This window comes from Paramesorhizobium leguminum, assembly GCF_003217235.1.
GTDB classification, from domain to species: Bacteria; Pseudomonadota; Alphaproteobacteria; order Rhizobiales; family Rhizobiaceae; genus Paramesorhizobium; species Paramesorhizobium leguminum.
In genome coordinates this window covers 89361-108904 of record NZ_QJTF01000002.1, presented here as the reverse complement: position 1 = coordinate 108904, position 19544 = coordinate 89361, and the positions used below count along the sequence as shown (strand labels likewise).

17 protein-coding genes are annotated in these 19544 nt (G+C 60.9%); 11 read left to right on the top strand and 6 right to left on the bottom strand.

From position 1 onward, the window contains the following. Window positions 1-64: 64 nt before the first annotated feature. The 5 genes from C7477_RS02070 to C7477_RS02050 all read right to left on the bottom strand — a co-directional run bounded on the left by C7477_RS02070 (window position 65) and on the right by C7477_RS02050 (window position 5103). The gene (locus C7477_RS02070; RefSeq protein WP_110748436.1) at window positions 65-988 is read right to left on the bottom strand and encodes a lipid A biosynthesis lauroyl acyltransferase; all 924 of its coding nucleotides are present in this window, start codon (window positions 986-988) and stop codon (window positions 65-67) included. 171 nt (window positions 989-1159) lie between these two features. Next, entirely contained in the window at window positions 1160-2188 is a 1029-nt protein-coding gene (locus C7477_RS02065; protein ID WP_110748433.1) for a zinc-binding dehydrogenase, read from the bottom strand. A gap of 119 nt (window positions 2189-2307) precedes the next feature. Continuing rightward, window positions 2308-3588, bottom strand: coding sequence for a beta-ketoacyl-ACP synthase (locus tag C7477_RS02060; RefSeq protein ID WP_110748430.1), 1281 nt, complete (start codon window positions 3586-3588; stop codon window positions 2308-2310). A gap of 11 nt (window positions 3589-3599) precedes the next feature. After that, window positions 3600-4781, bottom strand: coding sequence for a beta-ketoacyl-ACP synthase (locus C7477_RS02055; protein ID WP_110748428.1), 1182 nt, complete (start codon window positions 4779-4781; stop codon window positions 3600-3602). Window positions 4782-4821: 40 nt separating this feature from the next. Then, window positions 4822-5103 carry an acyl carrier protein gene (locus C7477_RS02050; protein ID WP_110748425.1) on the bottom strand — a complete coding sequence of 94 codons (282 nt, stop codon included), beginning with the start codon at window positions 5101-5103 and terminating at the stop codon, window positions 4822-4824. 191 nt (window positions 5104-5294) lie between these two features. Between C7477_RS02050 and C7477_RS02045 the strand changes: the two genes are divergently transcribed. From C7477_RS02045 to C7477_RS02025, 5 genes are all read left to right on the top strand, one after another. Further along, on the top strand, window positions 5295-6251 hold the full coding sequence (locus C7477_RS02045) for an AEC family transporter (protein WP_110748422.1): 957 nt from the start codon (window positions 5295-5297) through the stop codon (window positions 6249-6251). Window positions 6252-6349: 98 nt separating this feature from the next. Further along, a complete protein-coding gene (locus C7477_RS02040; RefSeq protein ID WP_110748419.1) occupies window positions 6350-8140 on the top strand; it encodes a glycoside hydrolase family 3 protein in 1791 nt (596 codons plus the stop codon). Between the two features lie 141 nt (window positions 8141-8281). Continuing rightward, window positions 8282-8524, top strand: a complete 243-nt coding sequence (locus C7477_RS02035) for a hypothetical protein (RefSeq protein ID WP_110748417.1) — start codon at window positions 8282-8284, stop codon at window positions 8522-8524. 46 nt (window positions 8525-8570) lie between these two features. Next, a complete protein-coding gene (locus C7477_RS02030; protein ID WP_110748414.1) occupies window positions 8571-10037 on the top strand; it encodes an NAD-dependent succinate-semialdehyde dehydrogenase in 1467 nt (488 codons plus the stop codon). Window positions 10038-10140: 103 nt separating this feature from the next. Next, window positions 10141-11157 carry an aldose epimerase family protein gene (locus C7477_RS02025; RefSeq protein WP_110748412.1) on the top strand — a complete coding sequence of 339 codons (1017 nt, stop codon included), beginning with the start codon at window positions 10141-10143 and terminating at the stop codon, window positions 11155-11157. 142 nt (window positions 11158-11299) lie between these two features. Here C7477_RS02025 and C7477_RS02015 read toward each other — a convergent pair whose 3' ends face one another. Next, window positions 11300-12271 carry a sugar kinase gene (locus C7477_RS02015; protein ID WP_110748409.1) on the bottom strand — a complete coding sequence of 324 codons (972 nt, stop codon included), beginning with the start codon at window positions 12269-12271 and terminating at the stop codon, window positions 11300-11302. 151 nt (window positions 12272-12422) lie between these two features. On the opposite strand from C7477_RS02015, the gene C7477_RS02010 reads away from it, so the two are divergent. From C7477_RS02010 to C7477_RS01985, 6 genes are all read left to right on the top strand, one after another. Next, window positions 12423-13148 carry a DUF1045 domain-containing protein gene (locus C7477_RS02010; protein WP_110748407.1) on the top strand — a complete coding sequence of 242 codons (726 nt, stop codon included), beginning with the start codon at window positions 12423-12425 and terminating at the stop codon, window positions 13146-13148. 17 nt (window positions 13149-13165) lie between these two features. Then, the gene (locus C7477_RS02005) at window positions 13166-14305 is read left to right on the top strand and encodes an alpha-D-ribose 1-methylphosphonate 5-triphosphate diphosphatase (RefSeq protein WP_110748405.1); all 1140 of its coding nucleotides are present in this window, start codon (window positions 13166-13168) and stop codon (window positions 14303-14305) included. Next, complete coding sequence (gene phnN / locus C7477_RS02000; protein WP_110748403.1) at window positions 14302-14928, top strand: phosphonate metabolism protein/1,5-bisphosphokinase (PRPP-forming) PhnN; 627 nt, start codon at window positions 14302-14304, stop codon at window positions 14926-14928. Before C7477_RS02005 ends, phnN begins: the two co-directional genes overlap by 4 nt. 438 nt (window positions 14929-15366) lie before the next feature. Next, window positions 15367-15888 carry a hypothetical protein gene (locus C7477_RS01995; RefSeq protein WP_110748402.1) on the top strand — a complete coding sequence of 174 codons (522 nt, stop codon included), beginning with the start codon at window positions 15367-15369 and terminating at the stop codon, window positions 15886-15888. A gap of 236 nt (window positions 15889-16124) precedes the next feature. Next, complete coding sequence (wecB, locus tag C7477_RS01990) at window positions 16125-17258, top strand: non-hydrolyzing UDP-N-acetylglucosamine 2-epimerase (RefSeq protein ID WP_110748398.1); 1134 nt, start codon at window positions 16125-16127, stop codon at window positions 17256-17258. A 48-nt stretch (window positions 17259-17306) separates the two neighbouring features. Further along, window positions 17307-19538 carry a cellulose biosynthesis cyclic di-GMP-binding regulatory protein BcsB gene (locus C7477_RS01985; RefSeq protein ID WP_110748395.1) on the top strand — a complete coding sequence of 744 codons (2232 nt, stop codon included), beginning with the start codon at window positions 17307-17309 and terminating at the stop codon, window positions 19536-19538. Window positions 19539-19544 lie beyond the last annotated feature (6 nt).

Genomic DNA, 19544 nt, shown 5'->3' with positions numbered 1-19544 from the left:
CCCCCCTTGAGGGGGAGATGCCCGGCAGGGCAGAGGGGGGTATTTGGCACCAGCATTGGCATTCCTACCCCCAGCGCTTGTGGAACCACATCCATTGGCCCGGATACTCCCGCACCCAGCCTTCGACCGTATCATTGAGCAATTGCGCGGTGGCGTTGACGTCGATCTGGCCCTTCTCATCACGCGGGAGTTCCATGCGTTCGTTGAGTTCGAGCCTGTAGCGCCCGTGAGCCAAGCGGATGCAGCGGGCGGGGTAGACGTCGCAATCGAATTGCCGGGCGAGCTTGGCGAGGAGCGGATTGGTTCTCACGGGACGCCCGAAGAAGGTGGAGGGCACGCCGCGGCGGAACTTCTGGTCCACAAGCATGCCGACATTGCCGTCTTCGCCAAGGACATGGGCGAGCGACCATGCGGCTCCGGCCTTGGAGGGCACCAGATGGCCCATATTGGTGCGCCGCGCCTGCAGGACATGCTGCGCAATGTATGGGTTGTTGGGCGGGCGGAAGAGGGCGGTGACGTTCAGTCCGAACGTGGCGGCGCAGATCGGCAGAAGCTCGAAATTGCCGGTATGGGCGGTGAAGAAGATGTGCGGCTTCTTCTCGTTGCGCAGGCGCTCGAAAATCTCGGTGCCTTGAACCTCGATCAGTCCCGGTTCGGTGACGTTCGGATCGTAATCGAAAACCGCGTCGAGAAAGATATATTCGGCAAAAAGCCGCGCCATGCCGTCCCACATGTCGCCTGCGATCTTTTCGATCTCGGCGGTGGTTTTTTCCGGGTAAGCGCTGCGTAAATTGGCGACCGCGACGCGGTGGCGCGAGGTGTAGGGGCCGATGAACCGCCCCGCCTTTGCCGAAAACTCAATGGCGCTTTTCGCGGGCAAGCGGCGCAACAGGGCGAGCACGGCAAACACCGCCTGCGCCCACAGCCAGTAATTGGCGCGGCGAAGTTTTTGCCAGTGGCGCCAGAGGGTGAGTTTGAGCTTTAGCATCCCCCTTCACCCTCGTGGTTCGAGGCTCGCTTCGCTCGCACCTCACCATGAGGGTGAAGGGGCGCCGGCGTGGCAGTAGTCCTCATCCTGAGGTGCGTAGTGAAGCGAAGCGGAGCGGAGCCTCGAAGGACGAGGACGCTTGGCGGTGATCCCATCAAAACAGGCACCACGTTAGCCCACACGCAAGATAATCTTGCCGAACACATCCCGGCCTTCCATGCGCTTCAGCGCCGTGTCGATCTCCTCGAAACCCACTACAGTATCAATCACCGGATGAACCAGCCCGCGCGCCATCTTTTGCATGGCGTCGGCCATGTTTTCCATGCGGCAGCCGAAGGAGCCGAGCAGCTTCAGTTGCTGCTGGAAGAGCATCATCAGGTTCATATCCGTTGAAACGCCCGATGTGGAACCGCAGGTGACGAGGCGGCCGCCGCGTTTCAGGCACAGCATGGAACCGGCCCAGGTATCCTTGCCGACATGCTCGAAGACGACATCGACGCCCTTCTTCTTGGTCAGCTTGCGCACGACGCCCTCGAAGCGGTCCTCGCGATAGTTGATGACGTGATCGGCGCCCAGCGCCTTGGCTTTCTCGATCTTGTCGTCCGAGCCGACCGTGGTGATGACGGTGCAGCCCATCTTCTTGGCAAGCTGGATCGCCGCCGAGCCGATGCCGGAGCCGCCGGCCTGGATGAGGATGGTTTCGCCGGGTTCCAGCCTGGCATTGTCGAACAGCATGTGCTCGACCGTACCGAAGGTTACGGGCGCGACCGCCGCGCCGATTTCATCGACGCCGGGAGGGGCGGGGACGAGCAGGCGGGCGGGGAGGTTGATCTTCTCCTGCGCGAAGCCGTCGAGATGGAAGCCGTGGACGCCGGAGACGTGCTCGCAGAGATTGTCGCGGCCTTCGCGGCACGGGCGGCAGAGGCCGCAGGTCTGCGCGCCGTAAATCGATACGAGCTGGCCGGGCAGGATGCCCGCCACGCCGGACCCAAGCGTCTCGACCACGCCCGAAGCTTCCGCGCCGATGACCAGCGGCATCTTGCGCTTGGCAAAAGCCATGCCGCGCCAGCCCCAGACATCGATATGATTGAGCGCCACGGCCTTGATGCGCACCGTCACCTCGCCGGGGCCGGGGGGCGGGGGCGGGGCGATGTCGGTCAGTTCCAGGCGGCGGTCTTCGATGAGTTGTAATGCGCGCATGAGTCTTTCTTCATTTGAGAAGGGAGTAGGGGAGTAAGGGAATAGGGGAGTAGGGAAGAAAGTACGTTTAGCTTACCACCTATTCACCTACTCCCTTACTCCCCTATTCCCTTACTGCCTTAAAGGACCGGTTCCGCGCCCATGACAAGGCAGGTGTTCTGGCCGCCGAAGCCGAAGGAGCTGGAGAGGACCGTCGAAACCTTGGCCTCGCGTTTAACGTTCGGCACCACGTCGAGGAGAATGGCGGGGTCCGGGTTGTCGTAGTTGATGGTGGGCGGCAGGGTGCCGGTCTGGATGGTGAGCAGCGAGAATGCCGCCTCAATTGCGCCCGCCGCCGTCAGCGTGTGGCCGATCATCGACTTGTTCGAGGAGGTCGGGATCGCGCCGATGCGGTCGGCGAAGACGGTGGAAAGCGCCAGATATTCCATCTTGTCGTTTTCCGGCGTCGAGGTGCCGTGGGCGTTGATGTAATCGATCTGGCCGGTGGTCAGGCCCGCATCCTCCAGCGCTGCGCGTACCGCGCCGATGGCAGGCGAAGCGTCCGGCTTGGAGCGGGTGCGGTGGAAATCGTCGGCTTTTTCGCCGCAGCCCTGCAGGAAGCCAAGGATTTTTGCGCCACGGGCGATGGCGCTTTCAAGCGATTCCATCACCAGCGCGCCCGCGCCTTCGGCCATGACGAAGCCGTCGCGGTCCCTGGAGAAGGGCTTGGCGGCCTTGTGGGCGGGATCGTTCTGCGTCGAAAGCGCTGACAGAAGTGAGAAGCGGATCAGCGATTCGGCGGAAACCGAACCGTCGGTGCCGATGGAAAGCACACGCTCGCTTTCTCCGCGCCGGATGGCTTCGACGCCGAGCTGAATGGCGGTGGCGCCGGATGCGCATGCGGTGGAAAGTGTGATCGGCAGGCCGCGTGTGCCGAATGTATCGGCGATGCGCTCTGCGATATAGCCGAACTGCGTGGTGTTGAAGAAATCGGGCAGCGGCTTGCGGCGGCAGGAGGCGAGCATCAGCTCGTAGCTCGTCTCGCCATCCTCGATCGTTGTCCGGTCAAGCGCGAAACGGCTTTTCCAGTCGAGTTCGACCGGAGGGGCGGCGATGAAGAGCGAACCGCCGAAATCATCCATGGGAAGGCCGGACTGCGCGATGGCCTCTTCGGCGGCGAGGGCGGCGAGCTTTTCCGACAAGGGCGTAGCGCCGGCGGTGCTTTCGCCCAGGAAATCGACCGTGCCGGCGATGCGGGTGTTCAAGTTTTCCGTCGGGAAGCGCGTGATCGTATGGATGCCGGAGCGCCCGGCGGTCAGCGCCGCCCAATTGTCTTCCTTGCCCTGGCCAAGCGAGGAGACGATGCCGATGCCGGTGACGGCAACAATCGGACGGCCAAGATGATCGGTATATTTCGTCATCTGCTTCTCCCTCAGACTCGGGTCAAACGGGCGACGCCTTCGCCGCGCGTGACGCCGATGGTGGTGGCGATGGCTGCGGAAACCGGCTTATCCCGGGGCATTTCGCCTTCGCCGAGCGGGCCGAAGGCCTCGCCTTTCGAAACGGCGATGGCCGCAAGCGCGACGCTCAGCGGAAACTGCGCCTCGCGCAGATGGCCGGTGAGGCCGGTAACACCGCGCACGGCTGCGCCGGGCAGGGCGTCGAGCGCCGCTTTTTCCGCCGCCGTCGGCGCATGCGCGCCGGATGCGCCGGAGACGATGAAGGGCGCTTCATCGCCGTTGGCGGCCGTTTCGATCATATCCCGGACCGTCTTTGACAGATCGTCGCGGCCTCGGCGGATTTGCCCGCTGGTGATCGATTCGATCTCGGCATAGGCCTTCGCGCCGCGTTTGGCCGCATGGTCGGCGCTTTCGAGCACGAGGAACACGCCGCCAGAGCCGGTGACGAGACCGCCCCCGGCGCTGCCCTGGCGCTGCCAGAGCGGCGCCCAGCCATCGGATTTCAGATAGCCGCCAAGCTCATGGCCCAGCAGCATGTCGAAATGCTCGGTGTTGTAGGAACCGCCAACCAGCATATGCGTGCTCTGGCCGGAGCGGATGCGGGCGGCGGCGGTTTCGATGGCAGAAATGCCCGAAGCTTCCTCGCCCATGAAGGTGCGCGAGGAACCCGTGACCTTATGGACGATGGAGATATTGCCCGCCAGCAAGTTGGACAATTGCGCAAGGAACAGCGTCGGGCGAAGCTCGGTGGAAAGCTTCTGGTTCAGCATCACGCCACGGTCGTTCGAGGTGCGGCCCTCGGCCAGAATCAGCGTATCGACGGCAAGGTCGCGCTCGCCGCCGCCTGCGGCGACGACCATGTCCATGGTCGCGCACAGCGCCTCGTTTTCCTTGATGCCGGCATTCTGGAGCGCAAGGCCCGCCGCGTAGGTTCCGAGCCGCTGCCAGGTTTCCATCTGGCGCTGGTCGCTGCGCTTGGGGATCTGCAGGTTCCAGTCCACCTCACCCAACGGGTGCACGGTGTATGGCGCGAACCGCGTCGCATCCAGCTTCGGCTCGGAGTTTTCGACAAGCGCATTCCAGTGGGCATCGAGCCCCTCGCCAAGCGAGGAGACGATGCCGATGCCGGTGATGAGGACTTTATTGTTCTGCATGATTCCCGCCGCTTTTCCGTGACCCAGACTTGGCGACTTGTTAGGCCTTCTTGGCGGCGACCAGTTCGTCGATCTTGGCGCAGAGATTCTTCAGGACGAAATACTCTTCCGTGGGAACCTTGCCGTCATTGACTTCCTGCGTCCACTTCTCAAGCGGAATCTTGATGCCGAACGCCTTGTCGATGGCGAAGACGATGTCGAGGAAATCGAGGCTGTCGATGCCAAGATCGTCAATCGTGTGGCTTTCCGGCTTGATCGTGTCGCGGTCGATCTCGCTGGTTTCGGAAATGATGTCGGCGACTCTGTCGAACGTGGACGTCAATTTGCAGTTCCTTTTCAAGGCGTCATTGTGGTCAATTGGCGCGTGTCTAGCGTTTTTCTTAAGCGAGGGGAAGATGCAAGGTCCCAAGCTGTATGAGCGGCAACTTAAACGGGGTTAAGTAAAGCGTTTGCTAAAATGATTTTGCCTCCATTCCGATTGCATCCTGACGCGCCAGATTCTATGCCGGACAGATGGGACTCGCCGGCACGATATTCATCATCTTCAGCATCATTTTTCTCGGCTATGCGGCAGCGCGATTCAAGGTGCTGAGCGAGGCGGCGGGGGATGGGCTTTCGGAATTCGTCTTCGTCGTCTCCACGCCGCTGCTTCTGTTCCGCACCACGAGCACGGCGGATTTCCACGGCAGCGCGCCATGGGAGCTGTGGGTGGCCTATTTCTCCGGCGTCGTCGGGGCGTGGGTCATATCGCACGGGGCCGTGCGCACCGTCTTCGGGCGCGACCGGCGCGCGGGCGTGGTGGCTGGGGTTTCCGGCGCGTTCTCAAACCTCGTCTATCTCGGATTGCCGCTGATGCTGGGCGTGTTCGGGCAGGAGGGGGTGACGACGATCTCGCTCATCATTTCCGTCCACATGCCATCGATGATGGCCGCTTCCATTGCGCTTAATGAGTGGGCCTCGCGCCGCGACGGGGTGAGCACCGGCGAAACCAGTGTTGCCGCGACGGTCAGCACGTTTTTCAAGAGCCTCCTGCGCAATCCGCTGGTGCTTGGCATTCTCTCCGGCTGGGCGTGGCGGCTTTCGGGCCTCGCCATGCCGGAATTCGCATCCACCGTCATCGACATGCTGGCAGGGGTCGCGGGGCCGCTGGCGCTTTTCGCCATGGGGATGGGGCTGAAGAAATTCGGCATTTCCGGCAATGTCCGCGCGGCGTGCCTCGTTGCGACGATCAAGCTGATGCTGATGCCTGCCATCGTCCTTGCGGTGGCGTGGGTTTTCCAGCTTCCGCCGCTCACGGCCAAGGTGGCCGTTACCGCCGCCGCGCTTCCCTCCGGCATCAATTCCTACCTGATCGCCACGAGGTTCGGCACGGGGCAGGCGCTCGCCTCCACCTCGATGGTGATCGCCACCGGGATATCCGCCTTGACGCTGGGGATGTGGATTTCAATCGCCACGCGCATTTTTGGCTGACACAATTAAAAGTTTATTTATTGAATAAATCTCGCGTTATAGTTGTAATTCTATAGTGCCTCCCGTGGCGTGACGCCCATATTGGAGGACTATTACCGATGACTACGACAGACGAAATCAAACGCATGGTCGCCTCGATGACGATCGAGGAGAAGATCGGCCAGAAAATCATTCTGGATTTCATGCATTGGAACGGGGCGGACATGACGGCGCCGAGCGACGATGTCAAATCCCTCCTCGTCGATAACAATATCGGCGGGGTGATCCTGTTCTCGAACAATTTGAAGGACACCGCCCAGATAAAGACGCTGACGTCCTGGTTCGCGTCGATCCAGACGAAGCCGGGAACACGGCTGTTTCTTGCCACCGACGAAGAGGGCGGGGATGTCTTCCGGCTTCCTCGCGGGGATTACCCGTCATATCCCGGCAATATGGCGCTGGGCGCGGCCGTTTACGGCGGGGCGAGCCCAAGCCTTGCCTACAGCCAGGGCAAGCAGATGGCGCAGGATCTGAAGGCGCTCAACATCAACGTCGCCTTTGCCCCGGTCGCCGATGTCAACACCAATGCGCACAATCCTGTTATCAATGTGCGCTCGTTCGGCGCCAACTGGTCCAATGTGCAGGATCTGGCGGAGCAACTGGCTGCCGGCATACGCAGCGAGAAGGTGATGACCACCTACAAGCATTTTCCGGGCCATGGGGGCGCGTGGTCGGATTCTCATCTCACGCTGCCGCTCATCACGCGCGACCGTTCGGATGCGTTCACCATCGATATCGCGCCCTATAAGGCTGCCATCGACAAGGGCATGGCGCCGGATATCGTGCTTACGGCGCATATCCAGTACCCATCTCTCGACAATACCAAGGTCAAGGCATCGAAGACCGGCGAGATGATCATTGTTCCCGCCACCATGTCGCGCGAGATTCAAACCGTGATCCTGCGAAACCAGTTGGGGTTCAAGGGCGTGACCGTCTCCGATGCGCTCAGCATGGGCGCGATTACCAATTATTTCACGGAAGAAGACGCCATAGCCAAGGTCTTCGCCGCAGGCGTCGATATTTCCCTGATGCCTATCGGAATTTATTCGAAGGCGGACATGGCGCTTCTGCCCAAATTCATCAAAACGGTGGTGGATAAGGTCAAAAGCGGCGTGCTCAATGCGGCCGAGATCGACGCCTCTGTGGAGCGGATCCTTCGCCTCAAATCCGCCTTCGGGCTGGCGAGCGGCAGCGTTTCGTCGGGTCAGGCGGAAGCCGGCGGTGTTAAGGCCGATCCGTTCGCGCTGGAAAAGGAGATCGCGGACAAATCGGTCACGCTGTTGCGGAATAATACTGGCGAGTTGCCGGTCCGCAATACCCAGAAGAAGTTCTTCATCTTCACACCATGGGGCGAGCAAGGCGAAGGGATCGCGCAGGCTCTCACGGCCAATGGCTACAAAGCGACCTCTGCGAAGCAGGGCGCCATCAGCGAGGACCAGCGCAACGCCTATATCGACGCGTGCGACGTGTTCGTCATGGGCACCATGTCGGCGGGTCTCGATCCCAATGATCCGGAGATCGGGCCGGCGAGGACGCTGATGCTCCACGCCCAGAACGACCTGAAAAAGACGGTGGTGCATGTTTCGCTACGCGCGCCCTATGACGTCATATGGTATGACGGCGTCAGGAATTGCGTGGCGACCTATGCCCGCTACGGCTATGAAAATGGCCGCTGGCGCGGCCCCTCGATGAAGACGCTGGGGGAGGTGCTGATCGGCAAACGGAACCCCGTCGGCAAATTGCCGACGCCCCTCTATTGGAGCTATGACGACAATGTCAATCTGGGCGTCGTCGCGCGTCCGTATTATATGGGGTACGGGCTGAGTTATAATACCGCTCTCGAAACGTGATCTATTCGCTTCTGGCCGGGGCGTCGGCTCCGGCCAGAAATCTTCCTCGCGACGAGGGTAGCGCAAGGCGCTCATCCTCCTTATCTTGAGATTGATCAAAGCCGCGCGAAGGTGGGCGGCTTGGCGTGTGGGGGGCTGACTATGGCTATAACATTTGATACTCTTGGTTATTCGAAACGTCTTCGCGATGGTGGCATCGACCAGAAACACGCGGAGCATCATGCGGAAGCAGTGCGAGATTTCGTCATGCCGGAACTGGCCACGAAAGCAGATTTGAGAGCCGCACTTGAAACGCAGACGTTGCGTTTAACCCTTGTCAACGGTGGCATGTTGGCGACAGCCATAGGCATTTTGTTGGCGGCTCTGCCCCTTTTCCTCAAATAGCCCGGCGCTACCTTTCTGGTTGCATCAAATATTGAGGAGAAGTGCAATGCTTCAAAAAACCAGCCACTTCATGAAACAGGCCAATCTGATCGGCGGTGAATGGGTGGAGGCCGATTCTGGCCAGACCATCGATGTCATCAATCCGGCGACAGGCCTGAAATTCGGAACGGTGCCGAAATCTGGCAAGGCGGAGACGGCGCGCGCTATCACAGCTGCGGCGAAGGCTTTCGAAAGCTGGAAAAAGACCTCCGCCGCCGAGCGCGCCCGGCTGATGCGCAAACTGCACGATCTGATCATCGAGAACCAGGATGCGCTCGCTGAACTCCTGACGCTGGAGCAGGGGAAGCCGCTTGCCGAGGCGAAAGGCGAGATTGGCATGTCGGCGGCCTATATCCTCTGGTACGCCGAAGAGGCGCGGCGGGTCTACGGCGATACGGTGCCTTCGCCCTGGGCCGACCGGCGCATCCTCGTGACGAAAGAGCCGGTGGGCGTCGTCGCGGCGATCACGCCGTGGAATTTCCCGTCCTCGATGCTGGCGCGCAAGATCGGTCCCGCGCTCGCCTCCGGCTGTACGGCGGTGGTGAAGCCCGCGACGCAGACGCCTTATTCGGGCCTCGCCTGGGGTGTGCTCTGCGAGGAGGCGGGCATTCCTGATGGCGTGATCAACATCCTGACCGGCTCGGCCTCGGAGATCGGCGGGGAACTGACGCGCAATCCGCTGGTGCGCAAGCTGACGTTCACGGGTTCTACGGAAGTGGGGAAGATCCTGATCAAGCAATCCGCCGACACGGTCAAGAAAGTATCGATGGAGCTTGGCGGCAACGCGCCGTTCATCGTGTTCGACGATGCGGATATGGACCGGGCGGTCGAAGGGGCGATTGCGGCGAAGTTCCGCAATTCCGGGCAGACCTGCGTATGCACCAACCGTTTCTTCGCGCAGGCCGGGATTTATGACCGGTTCGTGGAGAGGTTGGCGGCGGCGGCTGAGAAGCTGAAGGTCGGCAACGGGCTGGAGGACGGCACCCAGCAGGGGCCGCTGATCGACGAGGGTGCGGTTGAAAAGGTCGAGGAGCTGATCACCGATGCGGAGGCGAAGGGCGGCAAGGTTGTGACCGGCGGCAAGCGGTCTACGCTGGGGCTGACCTATTTCGAGCCGACGGTGATTACGGATGCCAAGCCGGACATGCGTTTCTTCAAGGAAGAGATCTTCGGCCCCGTCGCGCCTGTCTACAAGTTCGGGACAGAACAGGAAGCTGTCGACCTTGCCAACAGCACCGAATACGGCCTAGCCTGTTATTTCTACACGCAAGACCTCGGTCGCACCTTCCGGGTGATGGAGGGGCTGAAATACGGCCTCATCGGCGTCAACGAGGGCATGATCACTACAGTCGAGGCGCCATTCGGCGGCTTGAAGGAATCGGGCCTCGGCAAGGAAGGCGGGCATCAGGGCATCGAGGATTATCTCGATACGAAATATGTCTGCATTGGTGGGTTAGTGAGCGGTGAGCAGTAAGCAGTAAGCAGTAAGCAGTAAGCAGTAAGCAGTAAATAGTATCCTTCACTGCTTTCTGCTCACTGCCTCACTGCTCACCATTAAAAAAAGGCACTAGACGATCGTGACAGCGGAAATTTTTGGAGAGACGCCGGATGGCGAGGCGGTTCATCGTATCACGCTATCCGGCGGGGGGCTGACCGCGAAAGTTTTGACCTATGGAGCGGCGATTCAGGATCTGCGGCTTGAAGGGCATGAGGCGCCGCTGGTTCTGGGGTATCAGGATTTCGCGGATTACCTCGCCTATTCGCCGCATATGGGCGCGATTGCCGGGCGGTCGGCCAACCGGATTCGCAACGGCATCTTCACCATCGACGGCAATACCTATGAGGTGGATCGCAATTTCCTTGGGGCTCACAATCTGCATGGCGGGCGCAAGGGCCTTGGCAAGCGCGTCTGGCGGGTGACCGGGGAGGGGCGGGATTTCGTCACGCTGGCGATTCTTGCCGCTGATGGCGAGATGGGCTTTCCGGGCAATCTCAACGTTCACTGCACCTACATGCTAAGCCCGGGCGGAACGCTGGTGGTGCGGCTCGAGGCGGTGACCGACAAGCCGACGATCTGCAATCTCATCCACCACAGCTATTTCAATCTCGACGATGGGGGCGAAACCGACATTCTCGACCATCAGGTGATGATCGGGGCGCAGGCTTATCTGCCGGCGAACGAGGCGCTGATGCCGGATGGTCGGGTGCTGCCTGTCGAGGGCACGGATTATGATTTCCGCGATTTCCGGCAGGTCGCGCTGGAGCGGGATGGCGCGCAGGTGGTTTACGACAATAATTTCTGCCTCGCCGCAGCGCGCGGGCCGCTCAAATGGTGTGCGGCGGCGAAGGGCGCGAAGTCCGGCGTGCGTCTCGATGTGTCCACCACCGAGCCGGGTGTGCAGTTCTATGCCGGCAATACCGTCGCGCGGCCTGCGGTGGGGCTGACGGGCAAGCCTTACGAGAATTACGCCGGGCTGTGCTTCGAGCCGCAGATTTGGCCGGATTCACCGAGCTTTCCGTATTTCCCGCAGGCGGTGCTGCGTCCGGGGGAAGTTTATGCGCAGACGACGCATTATCGGTTTGGGCGGGGGTAGGGTAATTCGCGATGGATGGCCGCGCGCTTCATTTCACCCCCCTCTGGCTTGCCAGCCATCTCCCCCTCAAGGGGGGAGATTAGCTTTCATCGATCGCGGGCATTCTATTCTGCATCGCTGGCGATTGGCGAAAGCGGAACTCTCAGCCAATCTCCCCCCTTGAGGGGGAGATGCCCGGCAGGGCAGAGGGGGGTGTTCCTGGCTCAAACGCCTCTTTGGCTTCCTCCATCGGAGCAAGGGCCCCATAGAACTCCACGACGCGCGCAGCCACCGTGTGGGCGCGTTTGGCGGCGTCGGCTGGAGCTAGACCTTGTAATCGCGCGGCGAGGTATGCGCCGTTGAAGCTGTCGCCTGCGCCGGTCGTGTCGATGGCATTGGCGGTGATTGCGGGTACCCATTCTTCCTGTTCCGGCGTCAATAAAAGAGCCGGGTCGGTGCCATCCTTGACCACGATTTCCTTCACGCCAAATGCCGCGATGCGCCGGGCCGTGGCTTCGGGCGACGCATCGCCGAACAGGTCCTTCTCGTCGGGGAAGGTGGGGAGGGCAATGTCGGCAAGGCGCATGGCTTCGCCAATCACGGCGCGGGCGGTCTCGATATTTTCCCAGAGCCGGGCGCGGTAGTTCGGGTCGAAGGCGATGCGGCTGCCGTTGCTGCGGGCGGTGGCGATTGATTCGAATAAGGCGTTTCGGTCGGCGCGGGCAAGAATTGCCAGCGTGATGCCCGAGAAATAGACGATATCGCGGTCTTTGAGGCTTGCGGCAAGCGCCTGCGGGTCGCTCGCCAGTTTTCGCGCCGCGGCGTCGCTGCGCCAATAGGTGAAGGAGCGTTCGGCGCCATCGAGCGTGATGGCATAAAGGCCGGGGCGGGCGCCCGGTATGATGGGGCTTTTGGCGGTTCCGATGCCGTTAGCCTCAAAAAAATCGCGCTGTTTTTCGGAAAACGGGTCGTCGCCGAAGGCGCTCACATAATCCACCGGATAATTGGCCGCGCTGAGGGCGCGAACATACCACAGCGTGTTGAACGTATCGCCGGCAAAGCCCATGCGCCAGATATCGCCGCTGGCTCCCGAAAGCTCGATCATGCATTCGCCGATGGATGCAAATCCGCCCAATTCTTTTCTCCCGTCCGTTTTCCCTGCATAATCAGGCCGATGCAAAATAACCGGCCCGCTGCGTAACCAGGCAATCCAATTTCTTGGCCGATTTCCTTTGTTGGCATGTCATATTCGGCATGTAACAAAAAGGGGAAAGAGGGAATCGGCCATGCGTTATGCGATCTATTTCACCCCGCCGGCGGGCGATCCGCTCAGTAAGGTGGCCGCCAACTGGCTGGGGCGCAACGTTTTCAGCGGTGCGGCGGTGAAGCCGCCGGCGATCCGCTCCTTCGAGCCGGAGGAGGTGGCGCTGTTGACTGCGGAACCGCGCCGTTATGGTTTTCACGCGACACTGAAGGCGCCATTCAGTCTCGATGAGAAGTTCACCGAGCGCGATTTGCTTTCCAGCCTGATGCATTTCGCTTCGTCGGTGGCTCCCGTTACCATCGATCGGCTGCATGTCGCGGCGCTCGGAGATTTCTTCGCGCTGGTGCCGGAGGAGCCGCTGGCGGAACTGGACCAACTGGCGAACGATGTCGTCGTCGCCCTGGACCGCTTTCGCGCATCGGCCACGGAAACAGAGCGGGCGCGGCGCAAGCCTGAAAGTTTAAGTATTTCCCAGTTGAGAAATCTGGAACAATGGGGTTATCCTTACGTGTTCGAGGATTTTCGTTTTCACATGACTTTAACAGGGCGTGTCGAGGAAAAGGACAAGCTTCGCGTTGCACGAATGCTGGATGCGTTTTTCGAGCCGGTCCTGAGCGAACCGGTCGAAATAAACAATCTGGCGCTGTTCGTCGAAGCCGAGCCCGGCGCGCCGTTCGAGGTTCATTCCCTGCATCCGCTGTCCGTTTCCCCGCTTACCGGAGCCGGGCGGCCCAAGAAGAGTGCCTGACAAGAAAAGTGCCTGATATGTTGCATGAATTCATATTGAAGAATGCCCGCATTATTCTGGAAAATGAGGTGCTTGCCGGTTCCCTGCAGGTTCGGGATGGAAAAATTGCGGATATTTCCTGGGGCAACACGGTCGCCGGCGAAGACATGGAGGGCGATTTTCTCACGCCGGGCCTGATCGAGCTTCATACCGACCATCTGGAGGGGCATTACGCGCCGCGTCCCAAGGTACGGTGGAATCCTGTTGCGGCGGTGCAGGCGCATGATGCGCAGATCGCCGCGTCAGGCATCACCACGGTTTTCGATGCGCTGCGCATAGGTCTCGATGACGAGGCGGAAGTGGGCGTGGAGGATATGCGGGTGCTGGCAGACGCGATCTGCGACAGTACGCGCAACAACCGGCTGCGCGCGGAACATTTCCTGCATCTTCGCTGCGAGGTTTCGGCGTCCGATTGCCTTGAAGCCTTTTCGCTTCTGGAGGGCTATGGGCGGGTGCGGATGGCATCGCTCATGGACCATGCGCCGGGACAGCGCCAGTTCGCCGATCCCGAAGCCTATCGTGTCTATTACATGCGCAAGCTGAAGACCTCCGAGGAGGAGTTTCGCCGCTATTGCGAGAAGCGCATGGCCGAATCGGAACGCCATTCGGCGGCCAACCGGGCGGCTATTTCCGAGGCCTGCCATGCGCGCGGCATCGTTCTCGCCAGCCATGACGACGCGACCGTCGCCCATGTCGAGGAGGCGGTGGAACAAGGGATACGCGTGGCGGAATTCCCCACCACCCATGCGGCAGCCAGCGCCTCGAAGGCGGCGGGACTATCGGTGCTGATGGGCGCGCCGAATGTGGTGCGCGGGGGCTCGCATTCCGGCAATGTTTCGGCGCGGGAACTGGCCGAGAAGGGCTGTCTCGACATTCTTTCCTCCGATTATATCCCGTTCAGCCTGATGCAATCGGCGTTTTATTTGAGCGAAGTCGTGGAGGCGATTACGCTGCCGCAGGCGATGCGGCTCGTGTCGAAGAATTCGGCGGATGCGGTCGGCCTTGACGATCGTGGCGAGATTGCCGTGGGCAAACGCGCCGATCTGGTGCGCGTGCGGGTCGATGATCACGTGCCGGTCATCCGTACGGTGTGGCGCGAGGGGGCGCGGGTGATATGATGGCGTCCGGTTCCATCGAACGGGTCTTAAGCGAGACGCGGCCTCTACGGAACGGCGTGTTCGTTGCCGTGGTCGGGCCGAGCGGTTCGGGCAAGGACACCATCCTTGCTTATGCGCGCGAGCGGTTGCAGCATCGATCCGAATTTCATTTCGTGCGCCGGATCGTCACCCGCGCGGCTGCTGATGATACGGAAGAACACGATACCGTGAACGAAGAGGCGTTTGACGCGGCGCTTGAGAAGGGCGCGTTCAGTTTGCACTGGAATGCGCATGGGCTGCGATATGCGCTGCCCAAGGCCGTCGATCACCATGTCGATAATGGCGCCGTGGTGATCGCCAATGTCTCGCGCAGTACGCTTGAGGAAATCGGCTCGGCATATGCCAATATCCGGGTGATACATCTTCATGCCGCGCCGGAGGTGCTGGCGCGCCGCCTGGCACAGCGTGGCCGCGAGGATGCGGCTGATATCGAGGAACGGCTGCGGCGTGGCACACAGGCGATAGCGCACCGCGACGGGGCGATCATGCTCGACAATTCCGGCCCATTGGAAGTTGCCGGCGACCGGTTCGTCGCCATTTTAGAAAAAGCAGCGGCGTTTGCCGCGGTGTGCGGGGAGATTTGAGGGCTTTCTGTCCTGAACCTGCGACAAGGAAAAAAGCAATTGCCGCCCTGATAAATCAGACCGCAGGGCAATCGCATATGGCACTGAAAAAGCCCCTCATCCGCCTGCCGGCACGTTCGTCGCTCAAAAAGCCAAATCGTTGGCTTTTTGTCCGCTGCGCGGATCGCTCCTCAACCCGCACGCGGGGAGAAGGAAGAAGCGGCTACGCTGGCGCCTCCCTCTCCCCGTCTTTGCGGGGAGAGGGTAAGGGTGAGGGGCAAGCCGCGCCATATGTGATTGGCTTAGATTAGACTCAGTAGATTCTCGCGGGTAGAGGGGAAGCCTCGTCCATATCGCGGAACATGTGCATTAAGCTCAGCATAGCCGCGATTTTTCTTTACTTTTGGCGCTTTATCGCCGCATTTCGATAGCTGGGGCACAACCTAGGGGCAGGTCGAAATGATGGGCATTATCGCTGCGCGCGTGGCCGTTATTGCGGCTGCTGGTGGTGCAATTTCATGGATCGGCGATTTTCCGTTTTTTCTGCTGGTCTCTTCATTCGTTTTTATTATTGCCGTGGCCTTCGTGACATTCGGGCGCGATCCGCTGCGGGCGGAACTGGCTGAAGCGGGCGTAACGAATTTCGTGGTTTCGCGCGGCGACAACAGGCATTTCGCCGGCATTGGCAGTGAGCCTGGCCTCTATATGGGGAATCGTGTGCGGCGGGCCTGGGTCTATGCGCGCGATATCGAATCAATGACTGTTGATGCAGGGCAGAATCAGGTTTCGCTCGATATAAACACCTCCGTGGCAGGATTTCCGCTCCTCCAAATCCACTTTCTGCCGGATGCTTCGAGCGTCAGGCAAGGTTCGGCAGCCTACCGTAAGGCATTTGCGCAGGCCGAGGAATGGTTGCAGCTTTTGAATGGAAAAGTTGCGAAAATCGCCGATTTTGCAGCCTTTAAGCCGCAGGAAGCTTGAAAAAACGGGCATTTGACGCTCCTGCGCGACTCGGCGCGCCAGTCCTGATTGTTATGAAAAAGGCTTTTTTACCAACGCGGCGCGGCGGAATTAATTCAGCCCGTGATATGTTGTGAATTTACAGATCCGATTGTTTCTCTGTATGTGCCGCAACGGGGTTTTGGGGGCGGTACTATTCTTGCCTTGGTTGCAGGGCAGGATGGTGCAGGACGAAACAACCAGGATTTAATAAATTGATGCATGTTTTGTCGGTCTTCGGTACGAGGCCGGAAGCCATAAAGATGGCCCCGGTCGTGAAAGCCCTTTCCGCGGAAAAGGGAATTCGATCAATAACCTGCGTTACCGGGCAGCATCGCACCATGCTCGACCAGGTGCTGGCGCTCTTCGATATCAAGCCTGATTTCGATCTGGCTGTGATGGCGCCCAACCAGACCCTCAACGGTCTCGCCAGCCGCGTCATGGCCGGGCTTGATGACATATTTGCCGAAGTCCGGCCCGATTATGTGCTGGTGCATGGCGATACCACGACGGCGATGGCCGCAAGCCTTGCCGCCGCTCATCGCAACATCAAGATTGGCCATGTCGAGGCGGGGCTGCGTACCTATGATCTCGCAAAGCCCTGGCCGGAAGAGCTCAATCGCCGCGTCATCGATGTGGCCGCCACGAAGCTTTTCGCGCCGACCGAGACGAGCGCGGATAATCTGCGCGCGGAGCGGCTTGGCGGCGAGATTCTCGTCACCGGCAACACGGTCATCGATGCTCTCAAGGAGACGGTGGGCCGTATCGACAATGATCCGGCCATCCGGACGCGGCTTGAGGCGCAATTTTCCTTTCTCGATCCGTCACGGCGCGTGCTTCTCGTCACGGGGCATCGCCGTGAGAGCTTCGGCGACGGCTTTCTCAACATATGCAAAGCTTTGGCGGAACTCAGCCGGCGCGCCGACCTTCAGATCGTCTATCCCGTCCACCTCAATCCCAATGTGAGCGGTCCCGTCCATGAACTGCTTTCGGGCAAGCCCAATATTCATCTGATCGAGCCGCAGGAATATCTTTCCTTCGTTTATCTCATGAACAGGGCGGATATCATCCTGACGGATTCCGGCGGCGTGCAGGAGGAGGCTCCTTCGCTCGGCAAGCCGGTTCTGGTCATGCGCGATGTCACGGAACGGCCGGAAGCGGTCGCAGCCGGCGTCGTGCGCCTCGTCGGCACGGATGCCCAGCGCATCACGGGCGAGGTGGAACGCCTCCTGGGCGATGCCGCCTACTATTCCGGCTTTGCGCGGATACTCAATCCTTATGGCGACGGCCTGGCATCGAAGCGGATCGCCGCATCGCTTGCGGGCAGGGACATCGCTCCCTTCGCCATCTGAAAATCTCAAAATTCAAAAAATCCCCCCACCTTGTGAAATAGGTTCATCATGATTGATTCAGCTCGTCGTCGACTCCTTCTGTCCTCCGCCCTGATCGGCGGTCTGCTCGTCGTACAGGGTGGCCAGGCGGCCTATGCGGGCGAAATTGGCGACGCGGTCAAATCGCTTGCAGGCGGATCCATCGTTCGCGAAAAAGTTTCCCTCAAGGAGCTTGGGCTTACCCAGCCGATCACGCTGAATTCCAGCGATGCGCGCCGCGAAATTTATCTGCCGGTTCCCGCGAATGTGAAGCTGATCGATCCGAGCCTGGTCGTGGATGGTCATTATATCCGCGCCGATGGCGGGCGGACCACCTATACGATGGCGCTGGACGGCAACGTGGTTGCCGCGCGTTCACCTGATGACGCGGAAGGCGAGGCGGATGTGAGCATCGGCGTTGACGGTGCACCGCGTCCTTCGGGCTTCGTGCGGCTTGGTCTCGCATGGGCATCCGTAACGGGTCGCGACGATCTCTGTAATGAAGATAGATCCATCGGCAATCTGTTGCAGATCTCGCCCAATTCCTATTTCGAATATGGCTACGATCCTTCCGGCGTCACGGATATCGCATCCGTCTGGTCGGCCTTGCCGCGCAAGGTCACGCTTCTCGTCGCCTCCGATGCGCTGGAAGGCGGCAGCTACGATGCCGCGTGGCGGCTCGGCGTTGCCCTGCAACGGGCCGGCAAGGATGTGCAGGTCATCGCGTTGCCCAAGCCGGGCAGCGAGATCGACACGACAGGTCTCAAAATCCCCCCGGCGCTTATGAATGTACCTGCCTTCGCCGCGCTGGCGAAGGGCGGCAAGGTTGCCCTCGCCAATGAGGCCGAAGTCGGCGCTCTGCTGCTGCTGGGCGCGCCGCAGGTGCGCGCCGATGTCGCGGTTTCCGATCCGGCGCTCGCAGCCAGGCTCAAGACGGCGTTCGACGCTGTAGGGGCAGAGCTGGCGCAAGCCGACCCGGCGGCGACCGCGGCGCTTGACGCGCTTGCGACGCGCAAGGACTCGCTTCTCAACGCCGCTGAAGCAAAGACCGTCGATGTCCGCACGCTTGCCGGCCGTCCGGTCATTGCCGTTTCTCCGGATGCGGCGGCTGCGGCGACGGGCCTGTTCGATGGCCTGTGGCGGAAAACCGCGCTTGTCCGCGGCATGGTCCTCAACACGGTCGGCAAGCCGAACGCCGGCTCCAATAGCGTGGCGCTGGGCTCGCTCGATCAGTCCGCCGGCAATCTCGATGTCGTGGCGCGCGGCGACTGGACGACGACTTTCGATCTTGGCTCCAGCCTTGGCGAAGGCAAGGTGCCTTCGAGCATGACGATCAATGTCGCCGCTGCTCCGGGCGCGACGGAAACCTCGCCGGTGGCCTCCGTATATCTCAACGATTATCTCCTCGGCGCCAAGCGCCTGACCGCCGATGGCAAGGCTGAGAGCATCTCGGTTGATGTGCCGTCCTATGCGCTTCTGCCGCGCAATACGGTGCGCGTGCAGTTCCAGCGCCAGCCCGCCGGCGGCAATTGCGAAGTGCCGCAAGCCTTCCCGGCGGCGGTGTTGCCCAACAGCCGGATCTGGCTGGAAGCCGCGCCTGCCGCCCAGAACTTCTCCGGCATAGTCGCCAGGCTTGCCGATGATTCCGAGGTGATCGTGCCGCAGGGCTGGCGCAATTCGGCCACCGAAACGCTGCCGACGCTCATCAGCGTCGCCGACGCGGCGGGGATTTCGCCATCGAAGGCGGTGTTGAGCCTTGGCGAAAACAATGCGGCTATCGCGCCGAAGAAGCCGTTCCTGGCCTTCGATGTGCCGGTGGCAGGTGCTGCCGATACGGTGAAGGTTGCGGGACAGCATGTTTCGATCGCCGACAAGGATGGCAAGGTTTTCTACGATGTCGCCGGACTTGATCATGTCGCCGTGCTGCAGGCGGTGACGGGCGCGACCGAACCGGGGATCAGCTACCGCACGGTTGGCGAGGGCCCGCGTCTGGACAAGTCCTTCCAGCTCGGCCAGGGCGATGTCGCTGTCGTGGGGGAGGCCGGTATTCTGGCTGCGGTCAACAGCAATGGCACGCCTGCCTATGAGAATGGCGCCAAAGGGGCGAACAACGCGCCCTTCACCTTGAGCAAGCTTCTCGAAGGATCCTTCTGGGAGCGGCACTTCTCATGGGTAGCGACCGCGGTGCTGGGCCTTGCCTTCCTCCTTCTGCTCCTGCTTGCGCGGCGAGCGCGTAAGCGCCGGGGCGGCGACCAGGCATAAAGGTAG